The 23,007-nt window shown below is 66.4% G+C and carries 17 protein-coding genes; 9 read left to right on the plus strand and 8 right to left on the minus strand.

Annotation, left to right across the window (positions count from 1 at the left end; genetic code table 11):
- Nucleotides 1–51 precede the first annotated feature (51 nt).
- From gloB to RIdsm_RS20835, 3 genes are all read left to right on the plus strand, one after another.
- Nucleotides 52–819, plus strand: a complete 768-nt coding sequence (gene gloB / locus RIdsm_RS20825) for a hydroxyacylglutathione hydrolase (protein WP_057817683.1) — start codon at nt 52–54, stop codon at nt 817–819.
- 181 nt (nt 820–1,000) lie between these two features.
- Nucleotides 1,001–3,337: an ATP-dependent Clp protease ATP-binding subunit ClpA gene (gene clpA, locus RIdsm_RS20830; RefSeq protein WP_057817681.1), complete on the plus strand. Its 2,337-nt coding sequence runs from the start codon at nt 1,001–1,003 to the stop codon at nt 3,335–3,337.
- On the plus strand, nt 3,337–4,311 hold the full coding sequence (locus RIdsm_RS20835) for a M23 family metallopeptidase (RefSeq protein ID WP_057817678.1): 975 nt from the start codon (nt 3,337–3,339) through the stop codon (nt 4,309–4,311). The genes clpA and RIdsm_RS20835 overlap by 1 nt, the downstream gene beginning before the upstream one ends.
- 4 nt (nt 4,312–4,315) lie before the next feature.
- On the opposite strand, the gene RIdsm_RS20840 is transcribed toward RIdsm_RS20835, so the two are convergent.
- The 3 genes from RIdsm_RS20840 to RIdsm_RS20850 form a co-directional block, all read right to left on the minus strand.
- Nucleotides 4,316–7,462, minus strand: a complete 3,147-nt coding sequence (locus tag RIdsm_RS20840) for a peptidoglycan -binding protein (RefSeq protein WP_057817676.1) — start codon at nt 7,460–7,462, stop codon at nt 4,316–4,318.
- A gap of 3 nt (nt 7,463–7,465) precedes the next feature.
- A complete protein-coding gene (locus RIdsm_RS20845; protein ID WP_057817674.1) occupies nt 7,466–8,704 on the minus strand; it encodes a hypothetical protein in 1,239 nt (412 codons plus the stop codon).
- 68 nt (nt 8,705–8,772) lie between these two features.
- Nucleotides 8,773–9,303, minus strand: coding sequence for a gamma-glutamylcyclotransferase (locus RIdsm_RS20850; RefSeq protein WP_057817673.1), 531 nt, complete (start codon nt 9,301–9,303; stop codon nt 8,773–8,775).
- Nucleotides 9,304–9,372: 69 nt separating this feature from the next.
- On the opposite strand from RIdsm_RS20850, the gene RIdsm_RS20855 reads away from it, so the two are divergent.
- The 3 genes from RIdsm_RS20855 (at nt 9,373) to RIdsm_RS20865 (ending at nt 11,326) form a co-directional block, all read left to right on the plus strand.
- A complete protein-coding gene (locus tag RIdsm_RS20855) occupies nt 9,373–10,377 on the plus strand; it encodes a DUF2125 domain-containing protein (protein ID WP_057817671.1) in 1,005 nt (334 codons plus the stop codon).
- Between the two features lie 58 nt (nt 10,378–10,435).
- Complete coding sequence (locus RIdsm_RS20860) at nt 10,436–10,792, plus strand: hypothetical protein (RefSeq protein WP_057817669.1); 357 nt, start codon at nt 10,436–10,438, stop codon at nt 10,790–10,792.
- Between the two features lie 69 nt (nt 10,793–10,861).
- Nucleotides 10,862–11,326, plus strand: a complete 465-nt coding sequence (locus tag RIdsm_RS20865) for a copper chaperone PCu(A)C (RefSeq protein ID WP_057817667.1) — start codon at nt 10,862–10,864, stop codon at nt 11,324–11,326.
- Between the two features lie 43 nt (nt 11,327–11,369).
- Here RIdsm_RS20865 and RIdsm_RS20870 read toward each other — a convergent pair whose 3' ends face one another.
- The 5 genes from RIdsm_RS20870 to RIdsm_RS20890 all read right to left on the minus strand — a co-directional run bounded on the left by RIdsm_RS20870 (nt 11,370) and on the right by RIdsm_RS20890 (nt 16,005).
- Nucleotides 11,370–11,930: an extensin-like domain-containing protein gene (locus RIdsm_RS20870; protein WP_236553348.1), complete on the minus strand. Its 561-nt coding sequence runs from the start codon at nt 11,928–11,930 to the stop codon at nt 11,370–11,372.
- A 50-nt stretch (nt 11,931–11,980) separates the two neighbouring features.
- The gene (locus RIdsm_RS20875; protein WP_057817663.1) at nt 11,981–12,898 is read right to left on the minus strand and encodes a prephenate/arogenate dehydrogenase family protein; all 918 of its coding nucleotides are present in this window, start codon (nt 12,896–12,898) and stop codon (nt 11,981–11,983) included.
- On the minus strand, nt 12,895–13,980 hold the full coding sequence (gene hisC, locus RIdsm_RS20880) for a histidinol-phosphate transaminase (RefSeq protein ID WP_057817662.1): 1,086 nt from the start codon (nt 13,978–13,980) through the stop codon (nt 12,895–12,897). Before hisC ends, RIdsm_RS20875 begins: the two co-directional genes overlap by 4 nt.
- A gap of 109 nt (nt 13,981–14,089) precedes the next feature.
- Nucleotides 14,090–14,710, minus strand: a complete 621-nt coding sequence (gene rpsD, locus RIdsm_RS20885; RefSeq protein ID WP_057817660.1) for a 30S ribosomal protein S4 — start codon at nt 14,708–14,710, stop codon at nt 14,090–14,092.
- Nucleotides 14,711–14,940: 230 nt separating this feature from the next.
- On the minus strand, nt 14,941–16,005 hold the full coding sequence (locus RIdsm_RS20890; RefSeq protein ID WP_057817658.1) for a Hint domain-containing protein: 1,065 nt from the start codon (nt 16,003–16,005) through the stop codon (nt 14,941–14,943).
- 444 nt (nt 16,006–16,449) lie between these two features.
- Between RIdsm_RS20890 and RIdsm_RS30410 the strand changes: the two genes are divergently transcribed.
- From RIdsm_RS30410 to RIdsm_RS20900, 3 genes are all read left to right on the plus strand, one after another.
- Nucleotides 16,450–16,776, plus strand: a complete 327-nt coding sequence (locus RIdsm_RS30410; protein WP_217625275.1) for a hypothetical protein — start codon at nt 16,450–16,452, stop codon at nt 16,774–16,776.
- 419 nt (nt 16,777–17,195) lie between these two features.
- Entirely contained in the window at nt 17,196–17,417 is a 222-nt protein-coding gene (locus RIdsm_RS20895) for a hypothetical protein (protein ID WP_074940253.1), read from the plus strand.
- Nucleotides 17,418–17,560: 143 nt separating this feature from the next.
- Nucleotides 17,561–23,005 (plus strand): toll/interleukin-1 receptor domain-containing protein, encoded by a 5,445-nt coding sequence (locus RIdsm_RS20900; RefSeq protein ID WP_057818472.1) that lies wholly within the window; start codon nt 17,561–17,563, stop codon nt 23,003–23,005.
- Nucleotides 23,006–23,007: the final 2 nt, after the last annotated feature.

Consider the following 23,007-nt stretch of genomic DNA (forward strand, 5'->3'; position numbering starts at 1 on the left):
TCCCGATCAGTCAGTCTGACGGTATCAGTAACCGGCAAATGGGGAAACACAATGACACTTCAGATCGAAACCGTCCCCTGCCTGTCCGACAATTACGCCTTCCTGGCGCATGATCCGGATACGGGCGACACGGCGGTGATCGACGTGCCCGAGGCGGCCCCGATCCTCAAGGCGCTGGCCGACAAGGGCTGGACCGCGACACAGGTCCTGCTGACCCATCACCACGCCGACCACGTGCAGGGGCTCGACGAGATCCTCGCCAAACATGACGCCAAGGTCGTCGGCGCCGCGGCCGACGCCCACCGCCTTCCGCCGCTCGACACCGCCGTTAAGGAAGGCGAAACCATCAAGATCGGCAACGAGAGCGGCGAGGTGATCGACGTCTCCGGCCACACCGTCGGCCACATCGCCTTTCACTTCCCCAGCTCCAAGGTCGCCTTCACCGCCGACAGCCTGATGGCGCTCGGCTGCGGCCGGGTGTTCGAGGGGACGATGCCGCAGATGTGGGAAAGCCTGCAGAAACTGGCGGCCCTGCCCGGCGATACCACCATCTGCTCGGGCCACGAATACACCGCCGCGAACGCCCGCTTCGCCCTGACCATTGATCCGGACAATCCCAGACTTATATCCCGTTCAGAGGCGATCGAAACAGCCCGGGCGAACGGCCAACCCACCGTGCCCTCAACCCTAGCCGAAGAGCTCGCCACCAATCCATTCCTGCGCGCGGGGGATGCGCGCGTTCAGGATCATCTGGGAATGTCAGGCGCCAACCCGGCCGAGGTCTTCGCCGAAATCCGGACGCGCAAGGATAATTTCTGAAAACCCCCTGACCGTTTCCGGCCGGGCACAAAATAGGTGCAAAACCTCAATAACGTTTAGAAATGTGATCGGATGCCACGAAAAAAAACTTGAAGGACCCGGCAGATCGACCAAACTTTAAACCTATGAGGTCAAGACTTCGGACAATGGTCCGAACGCAGATCAGAAGGAGCACAGGAACGTGCCATCATTCTCGACGACACTAGAGCAGGCGATTCACGCGGCCCTCGCGCTGGCCAACGCGCGGCGGCACGAATTCGCGACGTTGGAACATCTTCTGTTGGCGCTGATCGACGAGCCCGACGCCTCGCGCGTTCTCAAGGCATGCTCGGTCGACACCGAAGATCTGCGCGCGACGCTTGTGGAATTCATCGATGAGGATCTTTCGAACCTCGTCACCGACATCGACGGCTCCGAGGCGGTGCCGACGGCAGCCTTCCAGCGCGTGATCCAGCGCGCCGCCATCCACGTGCAGTCATCGGGCCGCACGGAAGTGACCGGCGCCAACGTGCTGGTCGCCATCTTCGCCGAGCGCGAAAGCAACGCCGCCTACTTCCTGCAGGAGCAGGACATGACCCGCTACGACGCGGTCAACTTCATCGCCCACGGCGTCGCCAAGGATCCGGCCTACGGCGAAACCCGCCCCGTGCAGGGCGTCAGCGACATGGACGGCGAGAAGAGCAAGTCCGACAGCAGCGGCCCCGAGGCCGTGGAACAGGGCGAAAGCGCGCTGGCCAAGTACTGCGTCGACCTCAACGAGAAGGCCCGCCGCGGCGATGTCGACCCGCTGATCGGCCGCGACCACGAGGTCGAGCGCTGCATCCAGGTGCTCTGCCGCCGCCGCAAGAACAACCCGCTCCTCGTGGGCGACCCGGGCGTCGGCAAGACCGCCATCGCCGAGGGGCTCGCGCACAAGGTCGTGCAGGGTGAAACGCCGAAAGTTCTTTCGAAAACAACGATTTACTCGCTCGACATGGGCGCGCTGCTGGCCGGCACGCGCTATCGCGGCGACTTCGAGGAACGCCTGAAAGCGGTCGTGACCGAGCTCGAGGAACACCCCGACGCGGTGCTCTTCATCGACGAGATTCATACCGTGATCGGCGCCGGTGCCACCTCGGGCGGCGCGATGGACGCATCGAATCTCCTGAAGCCCGCGCTTCAGGGCGGCAAGCTGCGCTGCATGGGCTCCACCACCTTCAAGGAGTTCCGCCAGCATTTCGAGAAGGACCGCGCCCTTTCCCGCCGGTTCCAGAAGATCGACGTGGTCGAGCCGACGGTCGAGGACGCGATCAAGATCCTCAAGGGCCTCAAGCCCTATTTCGAGGATCACCACAGCGTCAAATACACCAACGAGGCGATCAAATCGGCCGTTGACCTGTCGGCGCGCTACATCAACGACCGCAAGCTGCCCGACAAGGCCATCGACGTCATCGACGAGGCCGGCGCGGCCCAGCATCTTGTCGTCGCCTCCAAGCGGCGCAAGTCGATCGGCCCGAAAGAGATCGAGGCCGTGGTCGCCAAGATCGCGCGCATCCCGCCGAAGAACGTCTCGAAGGACGACGCAGAGGTGCTCAAGGATCTCGAAGGCGCGCTCAAGCGCGTGGTCTTCGGGCAGGACAAGGCCATCGAGGCCCTGTCGAGCGCTATCAAGCTGGCCCGCGCCGGCCTGCGCGAACCCGAGAAGCCCATCGGCAACTACCTCTTCGCCGGCCCGACCGGTGTGGGCAAGACCGAGGTCGCCAAGCAACTGGCCGACTCGCTCGGCGTGGAACTGCTGCGCTTCGACATGTCGGAATACATGGAGAAACACGCGGTCTCCCGCCTGATCGGCGCGCCTCCGGGCTACGTGGGCTTCGACCAGGGCGGTCTGCTGACCGACGGGGTGGATGAACATCCGCACTGCGTGCTGCTTCTCGACGAGATCGAGAAGGCGCACCCGGACGTGTTCAACATCCTCCTGCAGGTGATGGACCACGGCAACCTGACCGACCACAACGGCCGTACGGTGAACTTCCGCAACGTGGTGCTGATCATGACCTCGAACGCCGGGGCGACGGAACAGGCGAAGGCCGCCATCGGCTTTGGCCGCGACCGCCGCGAGGGCGAGGATACCGAGGCGATCGAACGCACCTTCACGCCGGAATTCCGTAACCGGCTGGATGCGGTCATCTCCTTCGCGCCGCTGCCGAAAGAGGTCATCCTGCAGGTGGTCGAGAAGTTCGTCCTGCAACTGGAAGCCCAGCTGCTTGACCGGAACGTGACCATCGAGCTCACCCAACCCGCCGCCGAATGGCTGGGCGAGAAGGGCTACGACGACAAGATGGGCGCGCGCCCCCTCGGCCGCGTCATCCAGGAGCACATCAAGAAACCGCTCGCCGAAGAGCTTCTGTTCGGCAAGCTTTCCAAGGGCGGCATCGTCAAGGTTGGAGTCAAGGACGGCAAGATCGATCTTCAGTACGAAGGTCCGAGCCGTCCCCGTCTGTCGGGAAAAAAGCCGCCACTTCTGACGGCTGACTGATGTCACCGTCGCATGTTGCGGCACTGCTTGGCGCGGCCCTCTGGGCCGCGCCTTCGTTTGCGGGGCCCCCGCAACTGTCCCTGCCGATCGACTGCACGCTGGGCCAAACCTGCGTGATCGAGGATTACCCCGACAACGACCCGGGCCCGGGCCAGCGCGATTACACCTGCGGCCTCAAAACTCGCGATGGCCATCGCGGCACCGACATCCTCCTGCCCTCCTTCGACGACATGCAACGCGGCGTCAGCGTTCTGGCCGCCGCCCCGGGCCGCGTCGCCGCCAAGCGCGACGGCATGGCGGATGTCCCCGTCACCAACGCCACCCGTGAAACCATTCGCGGCCGCGAATGCGGCAACGCGGTACGCATCGATCACGGCGATGGCTGGCAGACGCTCTATTGCCACATGAAAAAGGGCTCGCTGCGTGTCCGCAAAGGGCAGGCCGTCTCGGCCGGCGACCCGCTCGGCCTTGTCGGCCTGAGCGGGCTCACCAACGTGCCCCATGTCCACCTGACCGTGCTGAAGGATGGCAACGTCGTCGACCCGTTCCTGCCCGACGCCACCGCGAAATGCGGCACCGCCCCCGGCAAGGGCCTCTGGGCCTCCGCCCCGGCCTACACACCCACAGGCCTCTTCACCGCCGCCTTCTCGAACGGCGTGCCCGAATTCGAAGACGTCCAGTCCGGTGCCGCCCGCGTCACGCAAACCACGCCCGACCAGCCGCTCGTCCTCTACGGTCATGCCTTCCATGCCGAACCGGGCGACACCCTGACCCTCACGGCGAGCGGCCCCGAGGGAGAGATCTTCACCGAAACCATCCCCCTCGACGACCCGCAAAAACAGCTCTTCCGCGCTTTTGGTCGCCGCAGCCCCGACGGCGGCTGGCCCCCGGGCGCCTATCGCGGCTACGTCACGCTCAAACGCGGCGACACCCTGATCGCCGTCCGCCACGCCGACATTACGGTCAGCCCCTAGCGCCCTATTTCTCGGTAATTTTCAACTCGATCCGACGGTTCTGCGCCCGCGCCTCGTCGGTGTCGGCGGTGTTCACCGGCTGGTATTCCCCGAAGCCGTTTGCCGACAGGCGCTCCGGATCCATCCCCAGGTCGTCGATCATGTAGCGCACCACCGACAACGCCCGCGCCTGGCTAAGCTCCCAGTTGTCGGCGAAGTTGCGGCTGTTGCGGATCGGCTTGTCATCCGTGTGCCCGTCGACCTGCAACACCCAGTCGATGCCTTGCGGAATCTCGTCCGCCACGCCCCGCAGGATGTTGACCACCTTCGCGATCTCGGCCTTGCCGGCCTCTTCAAGCTCGGCCTCGGCAGGTGCAAACAGCACCTCCGACGAGAACACGAACCGGTCGCCGACGATCCGCACGCCTTCCTGGTCTCCCAGCACGTCACGCAAACGCCCGAAGAAATCCGAGCGGTACTTCTCGAGATCCTCGTTCTGCGCCTGCAGCGCGTTCCGCTCTTCCTCCAGCCGTTTGGCCTTTTCCTCTTCCAGCTGCCGGCGGCGCCGCTCCTCCGCGGCGGCCCGTGCCAGCGCAACGTTCAGGTCCTGCCCCAGCGACTCGATCTGCACGTTCGCCGCAGCCTCACGCGCCTTGGCGTCGTCCAGCAGCGCCCGCAACTCGCCCAGCTGCTGGCGCAACGAGGCCACCTGCCGGTTGAGCAACTCCTGCTGTTTCTGCGCCTCCGAGGCCAGGTCGGCCTGCTTGTCGCGCGCCTCCTGCGCCTCGGCCAGCTTGCGCCGCGCCTCTTCCAGCAGGATCTGGCGCTCCTCGGCCTTGCTGATCTCGGCCTCCGCATCCCGCTCGGCGGCCAGCTTCGCGGCCAGGGCCTGCGCCAGCTGATCGCGGATATCCTCGACCTCCTCGTCACTCGCGGCGGCCTGTTTCTCGGCGGCCAGCTTAGCAGCGATGGCGGCGGCCAGCTGCTTGCGCACGTCCTCGGCACTCACCGCCTCGGCCTCGGCGGCATCGTTCGCCGCCAGCACCTCGGCCAGCCGGCGCCGGACCTTCTGCAACGCATCCTCGGTCCGGTCGAGCCGCGCCTGCAACTCGGCAATCAGGTCGGCATTGTCGACCGCGTCGTTCTCGGCCGCGGTCTTCGCGGCCAGCGCCTCGGCCAGCTTCTCTTCAAGGCTCTTGGCCTCGCCCGCAAGGCTTTCGCGCTCATCCCGAAGCGCGGCCAACTGGCTTTCCAGCCGGGCCAGCCGCTGTTCCAGGTCGGCATTTGCCGTGCCGGCCTCCGACTGCGCCTGCCGCGCCTGTGACAGGCGGTTCTCGAGGTCGGCTTTCTCCTGCGCCAGGGCATCCGCCGAAGCTTCGGCCTGCGACAACTGGGTTTCAAGCTCGACCTGCCGCGCTTCCAGCGCCTCGCCCGAGGCCTGCGCTTGCGCCAGTTGCGCCTTCAGGTCGTCGGCCTCGCCGATCGCCGCCGCGCTGTCCGATTGCAACTGCGAAAGTTGCGCCCGAAGCTCTTCGGTCTCGCTGTCCGCGTCTTCCCCCGCCGCCTGCGCCTCGGCCAGTTGCGACTTCAGCGACACGGTCTCGTCCTGAAGCGCCTGCCCCACGGCCCGCGCCTGTGAAAGCTGCACGGCAAGGTCATCCTTCTCGCGGGCCAGTGCCGCCGCCTCGGCCTTGGCATCGGCCAGCTGGCTCTGCAAATCTCCCGCCTCGCCCTCGATCGAAGCGGCCGCGCTCTGTGCCTCCGCCAGTTGAACCTCCAGCGCCGCCAGTCGCTCCTCCAGCCGGCCCCTTGTCGACACCAGAACCTGCTGCTGTTCCTCCAGGTCGGCCTCGGCCGTCTCGGCCCGCTGTTCAAGCGCGGCACGCTCGGCGCGCAGGTCCGACAGATCGGCCTGCAACGCGGTGATCTCGTCTTCCAGCTCGGCCTTTTCGGCCGTCAGGTCGGCCTGCGCCGTCTCGGCATCGGCCTGCGCCGCGGCCAGCGCAACCTCGGCCGAGGCGATGCGCTCTTCCAGCGTCCGCGTCTCTTCCGCCCGGCCCTCTGCAAGGCTCTGGGCCTCGCTCAGCTCCAGCCGCAATTCCTCCAGCGTCTTGCCCTTGGCCTCGGCATCGGCCAGCGCGGCCGCCAGCTGCGCCTCCATCTCATCAAGCGTGCTGGCCCGCGCCACGGCGTCACCCTCGGCGTCGGAAAGCTGCCCCTGCAACTCTTCGATCCGGGCATCCTTCTCGTCGATGGCCAGTTGCGCGGTGGTCAGTTCCTCGCTGATCTGGTCCTGCGCCAGCAACGCGGCGGCAAGCTGGATATCCAGATCCTCCTCCGCACTCTCGGCGGCGGCCAGCAATGTCAGCGTTTCTTCGGCCTTCCGCCGCTCCTCTTCCAGCGCCAGCGTCATCGAGGTAAGTTCGGCCTCGGCATTCTCAAGCTTGTCACGCAGGGCCTCGGCCGCGGCGGCCTCTGCCAGCCGCAGCTTCTCTTCCTCGCTCAACTCCTCTTCCAGTGTTTCGACCTGACCAGAGAGGGTGGCAATCTCCTCCTGCCCGTCGGCGTAACGGCGGCGCAGGTCGGCGATCAGGGCCTCCAGCGCCTCGCGCCGCGCGGCGGCAAGGCGGGCTTCCTCGGTCTGGGCGTCGATCTCCTCGCGCATGTTGGCCAGCGCGAGGTTCAGCTGTTCCTGCTCCGACAGCAGTTCCTCCTGTCGGTCCTGCAGATCGGCGATGGTGCCGAGATTGGTCTCGCGGTCCGACAGCAGGCTCGCCACCTGCTCCTCGAAACTGGCGATCCGCGACTGCGCGGCGGCCAAGGCCTCGTCCTGCGCCTCGCGCTCCTGCCGCAGGCTGTCGATCAGGGCTGTCTGCTGCTCCTGCTGCTGGCGGGCATCCGTCAGCGTGCTGGTCAGCTCACCCACCCGCTCGCTCAGCGTGGCATTCCGGTCCTGCTCCAACCCCAGCGCCCGTGACAGCGCTGCCACCTCGGCCGACAGCTCATCCAGCTTGCTGGCCTGCCCGCTGATCGTCTCGCGCAGCACGAACTGCACGACCATGAAGATCGTCAGCACGAACATCAGCACCAGCAGAAGGCCGGTCATCGCATCCACGAAACCCGGCCAGATCGAAGACTGAAAGCGTTGTCCGGTGCGCCGCGACAGGGCCATGACCTAGCCCTCCCGCTCCGTCTTGTCGGCCTCGGGCCGCACCCGAAGCGCCGCCCGCGTTCGCCCGCTTTCGGCGTTGCGCAACTGGTTGAAGATCTTGGTCAGCGCCGCAAGGTCGGTGCGGATCTCGGTCATCGTCTCCTGCCGGCCCGCGCTGATCTCTTCGAGAATACGCAGCATCTGCACGTCGATCGACCGCAGGCGCATCCGGCTTTCGGCATCGAGCCCCGTCTCGCCAAGCGACTCGTTGCGCGCCTCCAGCGTAGAAATCAGGCGTTCCTGCCCGTTGGCCACCTGCATCAGCGCGGTGTTGACCGGATTCGCCTCGCTCATCCGGTGGGTCAGCCGTTCGATCGAATCCGCCAGAACGCCCAGCTTTTCGTCGACCATCGCCCGGCTGACATCCGACTGGCTGACCATCTGCTGCATCGCATCCATCTGCTCGGACATATGTTCGAGGAACCCGGCCATGGCACCGTGATCGCCGCCGCCCTCCCCGTCACCAGCAGCAAATCCCATGCGGGTGATCGACGACATCCACTCTTCCAGCTCGCGATAGAACCGGTTCTGGCCGTGGCCGGCGAACAGCTCCAGCAAGCCCACCACCAGCGAGCCCGCAAGGCCAAGCAGCGACGAGGCAAAGGCCACGCCCATCCCACCCAACTGCGCCTCGAGCCCGGTCATCAGCCGGTTGAACACTTCGACGCCGCCCTCGCCCTCCTGCGGGGCAAGGCTGCGGATGGTGTCGACCACCGCCGGCACGGTCGTGGCAAGCCCATAGAACGTACCCAGAAGGCCAAGGAAAATCAGCAAGTTGACGATGTAGCGCGTGATCTCCCGCGCCTCGTCGATCCGCTGCGCGACCGAGTCGAGGATCGACCGCGCAGAGGTCGAGGCGATCTGCATCCGCTTGCCCCGGCGCTGCCGCATCAGCGTCGCCAGCGGCGCCAGCAGCCGCGGCGCGCCGGCGGTATCGCTGACATGGTGATCCTGCGCGTAGTCCTCGATCCACCGCACCGAGGTGATCAGCTGGAACACCTGCCAGAAACACGACACCACGCCGATCACGAAGACGAACAGGATGAAGCCGTTCAGGTAGAGGTTCGCCTCGAAGACGGGCATGACTCTGGGCAGGGCCACGAAGGCCCCGAACCCGGTCAGCCCGAGCACGATCAGCATCAGCGTGATCTGACGGACAGGCTGTGAAAACTGCGGCTCGACCTCACGGTCCGGCTGGTCCATATGGACGGCTCCCGGCTCTGACGGTTCTTGGCGCCACCCTACGCTTTATATCGTGTCAAGCCAAGGCTTTATCCCACGATCTGGCGCACCCGTTGCGCCAGCCACTCAAGGTCTTCGTCCTCCAGCCCGAGCTCCCGCAAATGGCTGGTGGTGTTGTAGAGATACTCGGTATTCGGGCCCCGCCCGCCAACCGCATGCGCGATCATCTGCGCCTGCTCTTCCAGCGGCATGCCCCCGCAATACTGAACGTGCTCCGCGTCGATGACATAGGTCACCGCCTCGACCTTTCGGCCATCGCTCAGCGCCAGCGGCAGCACCTTTTCCACGTAGGCCGAAGAGATCAGCTCACGCTCGCGCAGATACTCGAGCACCTGCGCCTCTTCGGGCTCGTGAACCGACAGGGCGACGCCCGTGCAATGCGCGCCCTCGGCCTCGTCCAGCGCCAGAACCAGCCCGGGCTTCTCGTCCGTCCCGCGGTGGTGAATACTGCGCATGCAAAAGCTGCGGTGATAGCCCGGCAGCGTGGCGATCACCTGTTCGCGGGGCTTGAACCCCGGGTTCCAGAGCAACGAGCCGTAGCCGAAAACCCACATCGTCATTTTGCTGTTCCTCGCTCTTTCGAGGCCTTAAACACCATCGAAAGACCCTATGAAAGAGGCACCGGGCAGATGCGTATTTTGTTGACCCTGATCGTGATCGCGGCGGCGGCATGGTCGGGGTATTGGTACATAGGAAAGACAGGCGTCAGCGAAGGTTTCTCGACCTGGCTCGAGGCGCGCAGGGCCGAGGGCTGGGCGGCCGAAACCGGCACGCTGGAAACCGTGGGGTACCCCAACCGCTTCGACACCACCTTCACCGACATCACGCTGGCCGACCCCGACACCGGGCTGGCCTGGGAAGCGCCGTTCTTCCAGATCCTCGCGCTCAGCTACAAGCCGAACCACGTCATCGCCGTCTGGCCCGACGAACAGCTCGTCGCCACCCCGCGCGAGAAATACCAGGTCACAAGCAGCGACATGCGCGCCAGCGTCGTGGTCGGCGCCGATCTCGACCTGCCGCTCGAACGCACGACGCTCACGGCCGAGGAGCTGGCGGTCACCCCCGTTTCCGAAGATCAGACCACCCGCGCCGAGGCCCTGCGCCTCGCGGCCGAGCGGCTGCCGGCCCATCCCGCGACCTACCGGCTGGGCCTCGCCGCCGATGGCCTCTCCCCGGCGCTGGAATGGCGCGTCCGGCTCGACCCGGCGGGCAAGCTGCCGGAACGGTTCGACGCCTTCGAGGCCGACGTCACCGTCGAGTTCGACAAGCCGTGGGACCGTTCCGCCATCGAAGAGGCCCGCCCCCAACCCCGCCGTATCGAGCTTCGCCTCGCCCAGGCCCGCTGGGGCGAGCTCGAACTCCAGGCGGCCGGCGAGGTCACGGTCGACGCACAGGGCTACCCCGAGGGCGAGGTGACCGTGAAGGCCCGCAACTGGCGTGATATCCTGAGGATGGCCGTGGCCTCGGGCACCCTGCCCGACGCCTTCGCCGGCACGCTGGAAGACGGGCTCGGCCTGATCTCGCAAATGTCGGGCAACCCCAAGACGCTGGATATTCCGCTCAACTTCAGGAACGGCAAGGTCCGCCTCGGCCCCGTGCCGCTGGGCGACGCCCCCGTGCTGCGCCTCAGATAGCCGCAGGCGGTGCATTTGAACTTGTCGTCCCACGCGCAACGGTATTAGTCATTCGGCCATGACAGGCTGGATCGTCCGAACCCTTGTCGCGCTCGTCGTGACGCTCGGCATCCTCGCGCCTCAGGGCGCGGGGCCGGCTGCCGCGCTCGGCCTGACCGGCGACCGGATCATGGTCATCTGCACCGGCGACGGCCTGCGCACCCTGCGCTTCGACGCCGACGGCACCCCGGTCGAGGTCTCGGAAAGCCCCGATATCTGCGCGCTGGTCCACGCGGCCGACACCGCATCACCCGCGGTTCCGATGCCTGCTGCCCAACCGCTTGCTCCGGCGCCGCCGCCAGTGGCGGCCCGGTCTTCCGAAAGCCCGGAGGCCCTTTTCTCCCCGTCCCTGCCCAGGGCGCCTCCGGCCATCTGACGCCAGAGAACCCCGAATGCAATTCCGGCCGCATAACCCCCGCGGCCATCAGACTTGGAGAAAATTCCGATGAAATCCCTTCTTGCAGCCGCTCTCGCGCTGACCCTCCCCACCTTCGCCGCCGCCCATGACTACACGCTGGGCGATCTTCAGATCATCCACCCCAGGGTCTTCGCCACCGCCGCCACGGCGAAATCGGGCGGCGGTTACGTCACCATCGCCAATGACGGCGAGACCGACGACGCCCTGATCGACGTGCGCGGCGATTTCCCCAAGGTCGAGGTCCACGAATCCTACGAGGAAGACGGCATCGCCCGCATGCGCCATATCGAAAAGCTCGACCTGCCTGCCGGCAATGTCGTCGAATTGGCCCCGGGCGGCTATCACGTCATGTTCATGGGCCTCAGCGACCCGTTCGAGGTCGGCGAAGAGATCCCCCTCACCCTGGTTTTCGAAAAGGCCGGTGAGATCGACATCGTCTTCATGGTCGAGGAGCGCACCGGCGACGACGCCCACGGCACGCATTCCGAGTGAACGCTCCCGCTGCGGCCCGGCCCGGGCCGCAGCCTACCCTGCCTCAGCGGCAGTAGGCGCCCGAGCGATAGCTCGCCGTGTCGAAATGAAAATGATCCTGGTGGTGGCGGTCCGACTCCGGCCCCAGCACCGTGCCGAAGGGCCCGCAGGCCGACTTGTGCAACCGCCGCAGGACGCGCCCCTTGCGGCCGTTGTCCCAATCCCGCAGCACAGAAATCTCGCTGCCATCGCGCAGCCGGAATGCGGCGATGTCGATCGCCCGGCCCTTGGCATGTTCCGAAATCTTCGCGCCGGGCCGGCTGTTCCGCGTCCGGCAGGCGTAATGCGCGGCCACGTGCAACTCTTCCACACCGCCGCCCATGATGCCGATCACCTGGTCCATCTCGCGCTTGACCCAGACGTTCAGAACCCGCGCGGTGTTGCATTCCATCAGCGCCGGCTGGCTTAGCGAAACCCCGCCGATCCTGCTGACCCTGACCGCGTTGGCAATGCCGCAGACCTTGCTCGCCCCGTCGACCTCGCCGACCACGACTCCCTTGATCGAAGCCTGCCCGCAAACCGACCCGCGGCTTGAAACCTCCACGTCGTCGCGTCCGCCAAACATCCCACATCCCATCAGGATCAACGGGATAGCCCAAATGAAACGCATTGCCCTCAGCCTCTTTTCACTCGTCCGAAGTCTGGTGCATCGGTGTCTTGCCCGGCCTCGATGATACCACGCCGAATGGCCCGGGTACGAGTGAAATAGTCGAAAAGATGATCGCCGTCACCCGTGCGAATGGCCCGTTGCAGGGCGAAAAGCTCTTCGGTGAACCGCCCGAGGATCTCCAGCGTCGCTTCCTTGTTATGCAGGAAGACGTCGCGCCACATGGTCGGGTCGCTCGCGGCAATGCGCGTGAAATCGCGGAAGCCCGCGGCGGAATAGCGGATCACCTCGCTGTCGGTTACCCGACGCAGGTCGTCGGCCACGCCCACCATCGTGTAGGCAATCAGGTGCGGCGCGTGGGAGGTGACGGCCAGCACGAGGTCATGGTGTTCGGCATCCATCTCCTCGGTCTTGGCGCCCATCCCCTGCCAGAACTGCTCCAGCCGCTCCACGGCCTCGCGGTCGGTGCCTTCGACCGGCACGATCAGGGTAAAGCGGTTCTCGAAAAGCTCGGCAAAGCCAGAACGCGGCCCGGAATGCTCGGTGCCCGCCAGCGGATGCGCCGGCACGAAATGCACGCCGTCGGGCAGGTGCGGTGCGACGGCATCGATCACGTCCTTCTTGACCGACCCCACGTCGCTCACCGTCGCGCCGGGCTTCAGCACCGGCGCGATCTCGGCGGCCACGGCCCCCATCGCGCCAACCGGCACGCAAAGTACGACGAGGTCGGCCCCTTCCACGGCCTCGGCAGCGCTGTCGCACACCCTGTCGCACAGGCCGATTTCCCGCGCCGTCTCGCGTGTCTCGGCCGAGCGGGCAAAGCCCGTCACTTCGCCCGCCAGCCCTGCACGCTTGATCGCCCAGAACATCGACGAGGCGATCAGCCCCAGTCCGATCAGCGCGACCCGGTCATAGACCTGGCTCATCGCGCCCCCTCCTTGAACTGGCCGATCGCATGCGCCACCCGCCGGCAGGACGGCTCGTCGCCAATGGTGATCCGCAGGCAATGCGGCAGGTTGTACCCGGCCACCCGCCGCACGATCAGACCCTCCGACTTGAGATACTCGTCACAGGCCTCGGCCTCGTCCTGGCTGGCAAAACGGGCGAGGATGAAGTTCGCGGTCGAGGTGTCCGACGGCACCCCCTTCTCGGCCAGCGCCTCGGCCAGCCACGCCCGCAGGCGGGTGTTGTCGGCCCGGCATTTCGCGGCCCATTCGATGTCGCGCACCGCGGCTTCGGCCGTCACCAGCGCGGCGGTCGACAGGTTGAACGGCCCCCGGATACGGTTCAGCACGTCGATCACATGCGCCGGGCCATAGCCCCAGCCCACGCGCAGCCCGCCCAGCCCATACAGTTTCGAGAATGTCCGCGTCATCACCACGTTGTCGCGCATATCGACCAGCGCGGCACCGCCGTCGTAATTCTCGACATACTCGGCATATGCCCCGTCGACGACCAGCAATACCTGCTTGGGCAGCTTCTCGGCCAGCCGGCCCAGCTCGGCCTCGCCGATCATCGTGCCGGTGGGGTTGTTGGGGTTGGCGATGAAGACCAGCTTGGTCTGCTTGGTGCAGGCGGCGAGGATCGCGTCGACATCCGTCACCCGCTCACGCTCACGCACCTCCACGGGCGTCGCCCCGTTGGCCTGCGCGCTGATCTTGTAGATCGCGAACCCGTGCTCGGTATGGATCACCTCGTCACCGGGCCCGGCATAGGCCTGGCACAACAGGCTCAGGATCTCGTCACTGCCGACCCCGCAGATCACCCGCTCCGGGTCGAGCCCGTGCACCTCGCCGATCGCCGCGCGCAGCTTTTCATGCCCGGTCGAAGGATAGCGGTGCAGGTCGAACCCGGCCTTCCGAAAGGCCTCCTTCGCGGCTTCGCTTGGCCCGAACGGGTTCTCGTTCGAGCTCAGCTTGACCACGTTCTCGACCCCGTCGACCTTCGACGAGCCGCCCACGTAGGGCGAGATATCCAGAATACCCGGCTGCGGCTTGATTTTCGTCATGAGCTTGCTCCTTCCGGGCCTTGTATCGGCGGGAAATCGCCTTGGCCAGAACAAACAAAAAGGCCGCGGCGGTCCCCCGTCGCGGCCCCTGTGCTGTTGCAGAAACGCCTTAGTTCTGCGCGTAGAATTCGATGACGAGGTTCGGTTCCATCATCACCGGGTAGGGCACGTCGCCCAGGCCCGGGGTGCGAACGAACTTCGCGGTCATCTTGGTGTGGTCGGCATCGATGTAATCGGGCACGTCACGCTCGGCCAGTTGCACGGCTTCCAGCAGAACGGCCAGTTGCTTCGACCGGTTGCGAACCTCGATGACGTCGCCTTCCTTCACGCGGTAGGAGGGGATGTTGACCTTCTGGCCGTTCACACGCACGTGGCCGTGGTTCACGAACTGGCGGGCGGCGAACATGGTCGGCACGAACTTGGCGCGATACACAACGGCGTCGAGGCGGCGCTCGAGCAGGCCGATGAGGTTCTCACCGGTGTCGCCGCGCACACGCTCGGCCTCGGCAAAGATGCGGCGGAACTGTTTCTCGGTCAGGTCGCCGTAATAGCCTTTCAGCTTCTGCTTGGCGCGCAGCTGCAGGCCGAAGTCGGACATCTTGCCCTTGCGGCGCTGGCCGTGCTGGCCCGGGCCGAATTCGCGGCGGTTGACGGGGGATTTCGGACGGCCCCAGATGTTTTCGCCCATCCGGCGGTCGATTTTGTACTTGGCAGACGTGCGTTTTGTCACGGCTGATCTCCTTCGTTCAGGGTTTCGAAGGGCGTTGTCCTCTCCCCGGATTTGGCCGGGGTGACAGGAATCCCCTCGCGGGGGCCACCAACACCAATGAAAGCGCGCTTATACAGGCGCGCAGGGCGGTGTCAACAGCATTGGGCGCCCATTCCGACGCCCCTCCTGCATGTTGCCGGAAATACTCCGCGTATCGGCATAGGGGGCAACGCCCCCAACGCCATATCCCCTCAAGCCGCCTCGTGCATCAGGATCGCCGCCTCCGACGTGTTCAGGTTCCGCCGCGCGAAACCGCCATACGCCCTCGGCTCGTGTTCTAGGCTCGGGTTGATCTCCAGAAGCCGCACCCTGTCCCCGGCATCCAGCGTCGACAGTGCGGCCGAGGCCGGGTGAAAGCTCTCCGTCTCCACCCCGTTGGCCCACAGCACCTGGTGGCGCGGCAGAAGCAGATGGATGTATGTCACCTCGCGCAGGCCCATGTCGAAGGTGATCGAGCCATTGTTCACGAGGTCCTTGGCCGACACCAGCACCTCGGGCGTGTTGAACAGCGCCCGCGCCACTGGTCCCTTCACCAGCATTCGGTGCTCGGGCGAGACCAGCAATTCCTGGTCGGGCTGATGGATACCCAGCCCCCCGGCCCTGATCCGCACCGGCCGCAAATGCGGCATCGCGAACAGCCGCGCGCCGGTCATCCGGCGCCGGCCGATCCACTGAACCGGCTGCGCGCCGTTATCCTTGGTCTGAACGTAATCGCCCTCGCGAAACTCCTCGACCAGCCTCGGCCCCTCCGGCGTCTCGATCCGCGTGCCCGGGGTGAAACAGATGACCCCGCCGGTTTCCGGCCCGGTGGCGTTCTGCGCCAACGTGTCGAGCGAGTGATGCACGACCCACATTTCCCGCAGTTTCGGCGGAATGTCATCCACGAACATCAGCAACGGCGGCGCGCCGGCGCCCACGGGCACGACCGTGACGTTGTACGCCTTCAGCCCGTCGGTCACCACGAAACCGATATCGGCCAGCGGCTCGGACGGCTCCACCTCTTCGATGTTTCGCGTATTCGTCTTGGCCGCCGATACCAGCCGCCTGACAAGCTTCGCCGCGCACCGGCGGCTTGTCCCGTTTCCGTTCGCCCCTTCCAGCCGCAGCACACCGCTTGGCCCGTCAATCCGCACGATATCCCCGTGCCACGACCAGGTCGTGCCAACGGCCAGGGATTCCACCGGAGCACCGGTCAAGCCGTCTACTTCCGTCTGCGACCATGAAATGACGAACGCGCCACGATAGCCCGTTCCCATTACCTGTCGTCCTGCCTCTGTTTCTTTTTTATTTGGCCGAACGCTAGCAAATCCGAATCACCTTGGAAACCCTTCACAAAGAAGGTTTTTTCAGAATGTGATCCGAAGCTGCACGGAACCCACAACCTGTGGCTACCGCTAGGTGCTGAACCCTTTGCCAAGGCACGTGAGCCCTAGGAAACACTTGTGCCCGCCCGGACGCACCAGGGCAGACCGCCCCGCCCGCGCCTCGACAAAGGGGCGCACCCCACCCGTGCGAGACCGTAATCGCCCTGCCCGGCGCAGCCCGGGGCGATCACACGACGCGGGTCACGTCCCAGGCGACTCGCACAGGTAGAAGGCAGAGCTGTTGGCGCGCATTTCCGTCTTTTGCAGGGTCTTCCCACAAAGAAATCCAAAAAAGAATCTTTCGAAACCAATGCTTTGCGGGGATCTGGCGGGCAAATGCCATTAAGTGTATTTACAACACTTATTGTTGGTGTCATAACTACACCATCGAAACACGGCAACACCGCCAAACACACAACACCACACACAAAGGATCGAAACAATGTTCAAGACCATCATCACCGCCGCCCTCTTCGCAACCGTCGCAGCCACCGCAAACGCCGCCATCTCCGACAGCTTCGACATCGACACCTCCAGCCTCACCCCCCGGCCGCATCGCAAACCGTCACCGAAGAGGCCGCCATCGACACCGCCTATTACTGCGAATGGGTCACCGTCTACGACTACTACGGCAACTGGGTCACCCTGTGGCAGTGCTACTGATCTTTCGCCCCTGAACCTCCCTCCCTCCTCCCAGAGCACCTGGCCCGCCAATCGGCGGGCCTTTTTTCGTGCGGGGATCGCTTTGGGGAATAGCGGAGGCCTCACAGAGCCCTGTGCTGGCCGCGTCGGGTGTTGGCCGTGGATACCAGCACTCCGAAGGCGAATTGCCCTGCCGTTCGTGGAAACCCGACCGACTCGGCCTGGGTCGTGTCCATGAGTCCGGGGGCGTCTCGCTGGTTCGTGTCGCTATCCCCGGCCAACATCCAAATTTGAATCGTTGGATTCCAATGGCTTACGCGAAATATACCGCAATCAGCCATTAAGTGTCTTTACAACACTAATACTTGGTGTCATATATACACCATCAAGACACGGCAACACCGCCACACACACAACACCACACCGAAAGGACCAAGACAATGTTCAAGACCATCATCACCGCCGCCCTCTTCGCAACCGTCGCAGCAACCGCAAACGCCGCCATCTCCGACAGCTTCGACATCGACACCTCCAGCCTCACCCCTCCCGCCGCCTCGCAATCCCTCGCCGAAGAGGCCGCCATCGACACCGCCTACTACTGTGAATGGATCACCGTCTACGACTACTGGGGCAACTGGGTCACCGTATGGCAGTGCTACTGAACTCACCCAAACCCCAAACGAAAAGGCCCGCCAAAAAGGCGGGCCTTCTTTTCGTTCCGACGGAATCCCGCCCGCCCCACGTAAGACTTGAAACCGGGCCGCGGCTGTGGCTGTCTTTGAAAAAGAGGGGGGTCGCGCGCGACATGGCGACTGTGTTCCTGAGCCACGCAACCAAGGACGACGCCCTGACCGGCGACCTTTTGCGGTGGCTGCACGAGAACGGCTTTCGCGACACCTTCGTCGACCATCTCGACATTCTCGGCGGCGACAACTGGACAGACCGCCTGCGCGATCAGGCCGCGGCCTGCCGGGTCGTGATCTGCGTGCTGACCGAAAACTGGCTCAATTCCTCCGACTGCTTCAACGAGTTCCAAGCCGCCTGGTACATGGGCAAGAGCATCCTGCCGCTGTTCTTCGTCGATATCGACGCCCCCGGCAGCGGAGAGCCCGCCCGCCGTTTGGGCCGGGTGCTGGCGGAAACGCAGGGGATTGACTTGCGTGGGGCGATTGGCCCCGACGGCACGGTCGACCTCGCGCGTGATCCCGACACCGCCGACCTGCTGGCGCGCAGCCTGCGGGCCTTCGGGGCCCAATCCGAGATCGGCCTCGACCCCACGGCGTTTTCCATCGACCCTGCCGCGCGCCCCACGCCCTTTCCCGGCCTCGTCTCCTTCGGTGACCGGGATGCCGACGCGGCCATCTTCTACGGCCGCTCGCGCGAGATTGCCGAGGCAATCGAGGAACTCCGTTCGATGCGCGCCAATGCCGACCGGCGGCCGCTGGCCATTCTCGGCGTCTCGGGCGCGGGCAAGTCGTCGTTCCTCAAAGCCGGTATCCTGCCCCGGCTGAGGCGCGAGCCACGCTCCTGGCTGCCCCTTCGCGCCTTCCGCCCCGGCATCGACGGGCTCGACGGCTTTGCACGGGCCATATCGCAAACGCTGGCCGATCATGGCGCGGTGGAGGCACCGGGCGACATCCGCGCAATGCTGGAGTCCGCCCTGGCACAGGGCGAAACCGCCGGGGCCGCGGCGCTCGACGAGGTGCTCGACCGCCTGTCCGGGAAACTGCGCGGCGCCGCCGGCTCGCCCGGCGCGACCATCCTCATCAGCGTCGATCAGGTCGAGGAGCTGCTCCGTGACGACAGCCCGTCCACGGCCGGCCTTATCGCCTACCTCGCCGCCGCCAACGAGGGCCGACGCGGCTGGATGACCGTGATGACCATCCGCGCCGACCGCCTCCCCGATCTGCAGGCCCATCCCGGCTTCGGCCAGCTCAAGACCCGCGGCTACGACCTGCGCCAGATGCCGCCCTTCCGCTTCAGCGACGTGATGGAACAGCCCGCCGCCCGCTACGGAGTGCGCCTTGCCCCCGAGCTGGTCGACGCCCTGATGGACGACGCCCCCCAGCGCGACGCCCTGCCGCTTCTGGCCTTTGCCCTGCAACGGCTCTGGGACCAGTTCAGCGCCGACAAGGAACTGCTTCTGGAGGATTACCAGCGCCTCGGCCGACTGTCCGGCCTTCTGCGTGACGCCGCCGAGCGGGCCCTGGCCGGGCTCGCCCCGGGCGACGACACCGGCCCGCCACCGGGCCAGCCCAGGGATCGCGCCAGGCTTGCCGAAGGCTGTTTCATCCCGACCCTCGTGGACGTCGATGCCGACGGCAAGGCCACACGGCGCACCGCCTTCTGGGCCGAGTTCACCCCCGACGAGCAAACCCTTCTGCGGCAATTCGAGGCGTGGCGCCTCGTCGTCCGCCGCGGCGTGGGCGTAGAGGCGACGGTCGAGGTCGCGCACGAGGCGCTCTTCCGCGAGTGGGACCGGATGCAAGCCTGGCTCGAGCCCGAGATCGCCCGCATCGGCACCCTGCGCGGGATCAGCGACGCCGCCCGCGCATGGGATCAGTCGGACCGCAACGCCAGCCTTCTTACCCATCGCGGCCAGCGCCTCGCCGACGCCCGCGCCCTTCTGGCCGCCCCCCGTTACCGTGAAAGGCTGGGCGCCACCGAGCGCGCCTATCTCGCCGCCTGCGCCGCCCTCCGGCGGCGGGGCATCCTGACCACCTCCGTCGCCGCCGGCGTGGCCGTGGCGGCCGTCGGGCTTGGCGTGTGGTCATGGCAGCAATCCGAGCGTCGCATGGTGGCCGAACGCGAGGCCGGCTTTACCGAGCGGGTCGAGGCCGCGATGCAGGCGCAGGACATCAGCACGCTGGAGAGCTTCACCTACTTCATCCTGCAAGACCCCTATGCCCGCACCCGCGACGACCGCTTCGCCATCCTTCGGCGGGTGCTGAGCTCCGCCAAGGCCACGGTCGACCCCGAATATGCCATCGCCGATTTCGCGCTCGAGGCGCTCGACGCGCCGGAAAACAGCCTTTTCGAGCTGGAATACTCGGCCGAGCGCGGCGTCGACGCCGAACTCTTCCCGATCCTCTGGCGCCCGCGCGCCGACCGGATCGCCGCCGACTGGGGCCTGCCGGTGCCAGGGTTCCTTCAGCTGGTCGAGAACCCGGCTTTCCCGCCCCGCCGGGTCGTGATCCGACGGGCGGGGGACGTGGTGTTCGACGCCATGCTGCCCGAGACCGACGGCCGCCACATCCTCGATGCGGCGAAACTCGACAGCGACGACCTGAAAGCGTTCTTCGAGGCCAACCGCGCCAGTTTTGCCTCGGCCGAGGCGGTCACCGGTTCGCCCGACCATTACTACGTGCCAGACTGGAGCGTGCCGATCTGGAACGCCGGGCGCGACCGCGAGGCAGGCAGCCGCGTGCTTCCCCCGGGCGCAGATTTCACCCTGCTCCTCGGCAACCTGATCGTCGACGCGCCGCAGATCGTGCTCGACACCGCAGCGGTCGACTATTTCTTCCGCCGCTTCCCCGAGGCCTATGACATCACCGTCGACGAATACCTCGCCATTCGCGGGCCCCATGTGCGCGAAGACCTCATGGCGTGGCTCGACGCGGGCCATTCACTTGACGACATCCTGTTCAGCCTCGGCCTGATCGCAAGCTACGGGCCACGCGAGACCGAGATCGACATGGCCGCGGCCCATGAGGGCGCCGCGTGGCAGGCCGGGCTTTACATGCACGGTCCGATCCGTCGCACGCGCCAGGTGGCGGCGCTCAGCGAGGAGAACGACCCCTTCGCCTCCGGCAGCTTCGCGCAATCGGCCTACAGCCGCCCGTCGGCACCCGCGTCCATCGCGCCGGATCGGACCGAGCGCATAAGCCTGCGCACCCCCGAGGCCGACACCGCGCTGACCGATCCCGCACGAGAAGCGACCGATCCGCTGACAGCGCCTGTCCGCCTGCTTCTGCCAGCCCCCGACATCAGCCAGCCCTTCGAGACATGGAACCCGGTGGCCCGCGCCATCTACCGCGACCGCTCGCTACAACTCTCCGAGGCGTTCCTCGATACCCGCGACGCCACGCTCGACCGGCTCAGGCGACAGACCGGGCTGGTGACGCTCGATATCGCCATCCGCTCCGACACCCGGCTGGGGCCGGGCGACGTGGCGGTGGAAATCCTCGACAGCGACTGGTCTGCGCCCCTGACCCCCGACGCGCAAGACCCTGACGGCGTCATCGACGCCGTGTTTCGCGCGCTCGAAACCCGCGTGCTCTCCGACCCGGCGCGCTTCGTCTTCCCCCATGACATGGCGGGCTATCTCGACACCGCCGCGCCCGACCGGAAACGCTGGGCGCTGGAAACCTTCGCCCATACCGACCTGATGCAACTGGTGGCCGGTCTCGTGCGGCACGAAACCTCCGGCGCCCGGCCCGACGGGGCGGGGCCCGCCCATCTGCCACGGTTCGACTGGCTTCTGGGCGCGCTGGTCTTCTCGGTTGCGGCGAACGGCGTATCCGACGGCGAGGCCCATCTCGGCCTTTGGCGCGATCTCTCCGACCGGGCGGCGATGCCGGAACCGCCGGCCGCGCCGCAAGGCGATGTCGGCACATTGGTAGCCGACGGGGTGGCGAGCCTGCTGGCAGACGACGTGTCGGCGGCCAGAACCGCCTTTGAACGCGCCATCGCGCAAGATGCCGGGGCCGCGCGGGAAAGCTTCCTCGCCGCCTATTCCGCCGCCGCCCCGCAAATGCTCGCCTCCCGCCTGCGCGATGCGTGCCGGTCATCCGCCAGCCCCGATCTCGGCCGCCTCGGCGTTCAGCAACTCGATCTTGTGCTCGACACCGCACTCGACCGGGAAGACAGCACGCGTTTCGGCCTCTGCCGCCTTGCCGCACAGGATCAGGTCGGCGCGCGCGACTGGCTCGACGGCGCGATCACCTACGCCGCGACCCTCCGGCCCGATGACGACCTCACGCCGGAAGACGCGGTCTGGCTTGGCAGGACCATCTGGCAGCGGCATGACCCACTCTCTGAAACCCCCGGCGCGCTGGCGGTGGGCGAACGGTTCCTGCTGTCAGGTATCCGTCGCACGGACGACCCGGCCCGCACAGATGCGCTGGGGCAGGCGCTGGCGGCCGACTGCTACGACCGGATCGATGCCCGCCCCTGCATGCGCCGGGTGATGGCGCTGGCGGAACAGGCCGGAAAACCCGAGATCGGTCTCTTTGCGGCCGAGGCACTTGCCGCCTCTCATGACCCCGGCGACCGCCAGCGCGTGACCGCCATGCTCGACCTGTTCCAGGCCGCGCGCGGCCCGGCGCCGGACTATGCCGGTCAACGGGCCGACTGGTACGCCGCATATGTCAGCTTTCTGCGCGGATTGGTGGCCCAGGCCTCGGGCGAGGCCAGCGCCCGGGGCCACCTGACCCGCGCGATGGATCACCCGGCCTTCCGCTTCGCCGCCATTCCCGCCCTCACTCAGGTGATCGCCGAGGAAGACGGCCCCGGGCCAGCACAGGCCCTGATCGAGGATGCCATCGCCGCCGCCGAGGTGGCCGCCGTCGACCCGACCAACCTTGCCAATCTTCATGCCCTCCGCCTGGCGCAGGCCATCGAGGCCGGGACAGGCGACGACCATCTCGCCGACATGATCGACCTGCCCCGCACCACCGACTGCCTGCAGGCCTATACCGGGCCCTGCGCCGCGCCCTGGCTGTGGCGCGCTTCGGCCCAGGTGCTCTACCGCTTCCAGGACTGGCAGACCGTCGCCCGCACCGTCACCGACCGGGTCGATCATCCATATGCAAAGCTCGTGGCGCTGATGCTTCACGCCCAGGGTGGCGACGTGGCCGGCGCCCCCGCGCTCTTGCGGCGCGCCTGGCAGCGGATCGACCCGGCAACGTGGGATAAACGGCTGGAACTGGAAGACCAGGCCGTCTGGCGCGAGGTCCTTCTGGCAGCCGCGCTGGGAGAGGAGATCGATGGCTACGCGCTCGACACCCTGCGCGCCGTCCTGCAGGACCCGGCTGCGTTCGACGGGCACGCCCTGTCGAAGATCGGCCTTTCCCGGAAGGAATTGCTGACCGAGGCCCTATTCTATTCCGCCCTGCGCGACATCGCCCTGGGCCGTGCCGAAGAGGGTCTGACCCTGCTGCGCCAGACCCGCGAGGTTGGCTACACACCCGCCCTGGAACACGCCTATGCCAAGCGCCTCCTGGCCCAACTGGAACAGGCCGAGCGGTAACG

Origin of the sequence: Roseovarius indicus, assembly GCF_008728195.1 — a bacterium.
Taxonomy (GTDB): domain Bacteria; phylum Pseudomonadota; class Alphaproteobacteria; order Rhodobacterales; family Rhodobacteraceae; genus Roseovarius; species Roseovarius indicus.

Coding starts and splice junctions, on each gene's coding strand:
- gloB (WP_057817683.1), top strand. CDS start 52: ATGACACTTCAGATCGAAACCGTCCCCTGCCTGTCCGACAATTACGCC.
- RIdsm_RS20835 (WP_057817678.1), top strand. CDS start 3,337: ATGTCACCGTCGCATGTTGCGGCACTGCTTGGCGCGGCCCTCTGGGCC.
- RIdsm_RS20840 (WP_057817676.1), bottom strand. CDS start 7,462: ATGGCCCTGTCGCGGCGCACCGGACAACGCTTTCAGTCTTCGATCTGG.
- RIdsm_RS20845 (WP_057817674.1), bottom strand. CDS start 8,704: ATGGACCAGCCGGACCGTGAGGTCGAGCCGCAGTTTTCACAGCCTGTC.
- RIdsm_RS20850 (WP_057817673.1), bottom strand. CDS start 9,303: ATGACGATGTGGGTTTTCGGCTACGGCTCGTTGCTCTGGAACCCGGGG.
- RIdsm_RS20855 (WP_057817671.1), top strand. CDS start 9,373: ATGCGTATTTTGTTGACCCTGATCGTGATCGCGGCGGCGGCATGGTCG.
- RIdsm_RS20860 (WP_057817669.1), top strand. CDS start 10,436: ATGACAGGCTGGATCGTCCGAACCCTTGTCGCGCTCGTCGTGACGCTC.
- RIdsm_RS20865 (WP_057817667.1), top strand. CDS start 10,862: ATGAAATCCCTTCTTGCAGCCGCTCTCGCGCTGACCCTCCCCACCTTC.
- RIdsm_RS20870 (WP_236553348.1), bottom strand. CDS start 11,930: ATGTTTGGCGGACGCGACGACGTGGAGGTTTCAAGCCGCGGGTCGGTT.
- RIdsm_RS20875 (WP_057817663.1), bottom strand. CDS start 12,898: ATGAGCCAGGTCTATGACCGGGTCGCGCTGATCGGACTGGGGCTGATC.
- hisC (WP_057817662.1), bottom strand. CDS start 13,980: ATGACGAAAATCAAGCCGCAGCCGGGTATTCTGGATATCTCGCCCTAC.
- RIdsm_RS20890 (WP_057817658.1), bottom strand. CDS start 16,005: ATGGGAACGGGCTATCGTGGCGCGTTCGTCATTTCATGGTCGCAGACG.
- RIdsm_RS30410 (WP_217625275.1), top strand. CDS start 16,450: ATGCCATTAAGTGTATTTACAACACTTATTGTTGGTGTCATAACTACA.
- RIdsm_RS20895 (WP_074940253.1), top strand. CDS start 17,196: ATGTTCAAGACCATCATCACCGCCGCCCTCTTCGCAACCGTCGCAGCA.
- RIdsm_RS20900 (WP_057818472.1), top strand. CDS start 17,561: ATGGCGACTGTGTTCCTGAGCCACGCAACCAAGGACGACGCCCTGACC.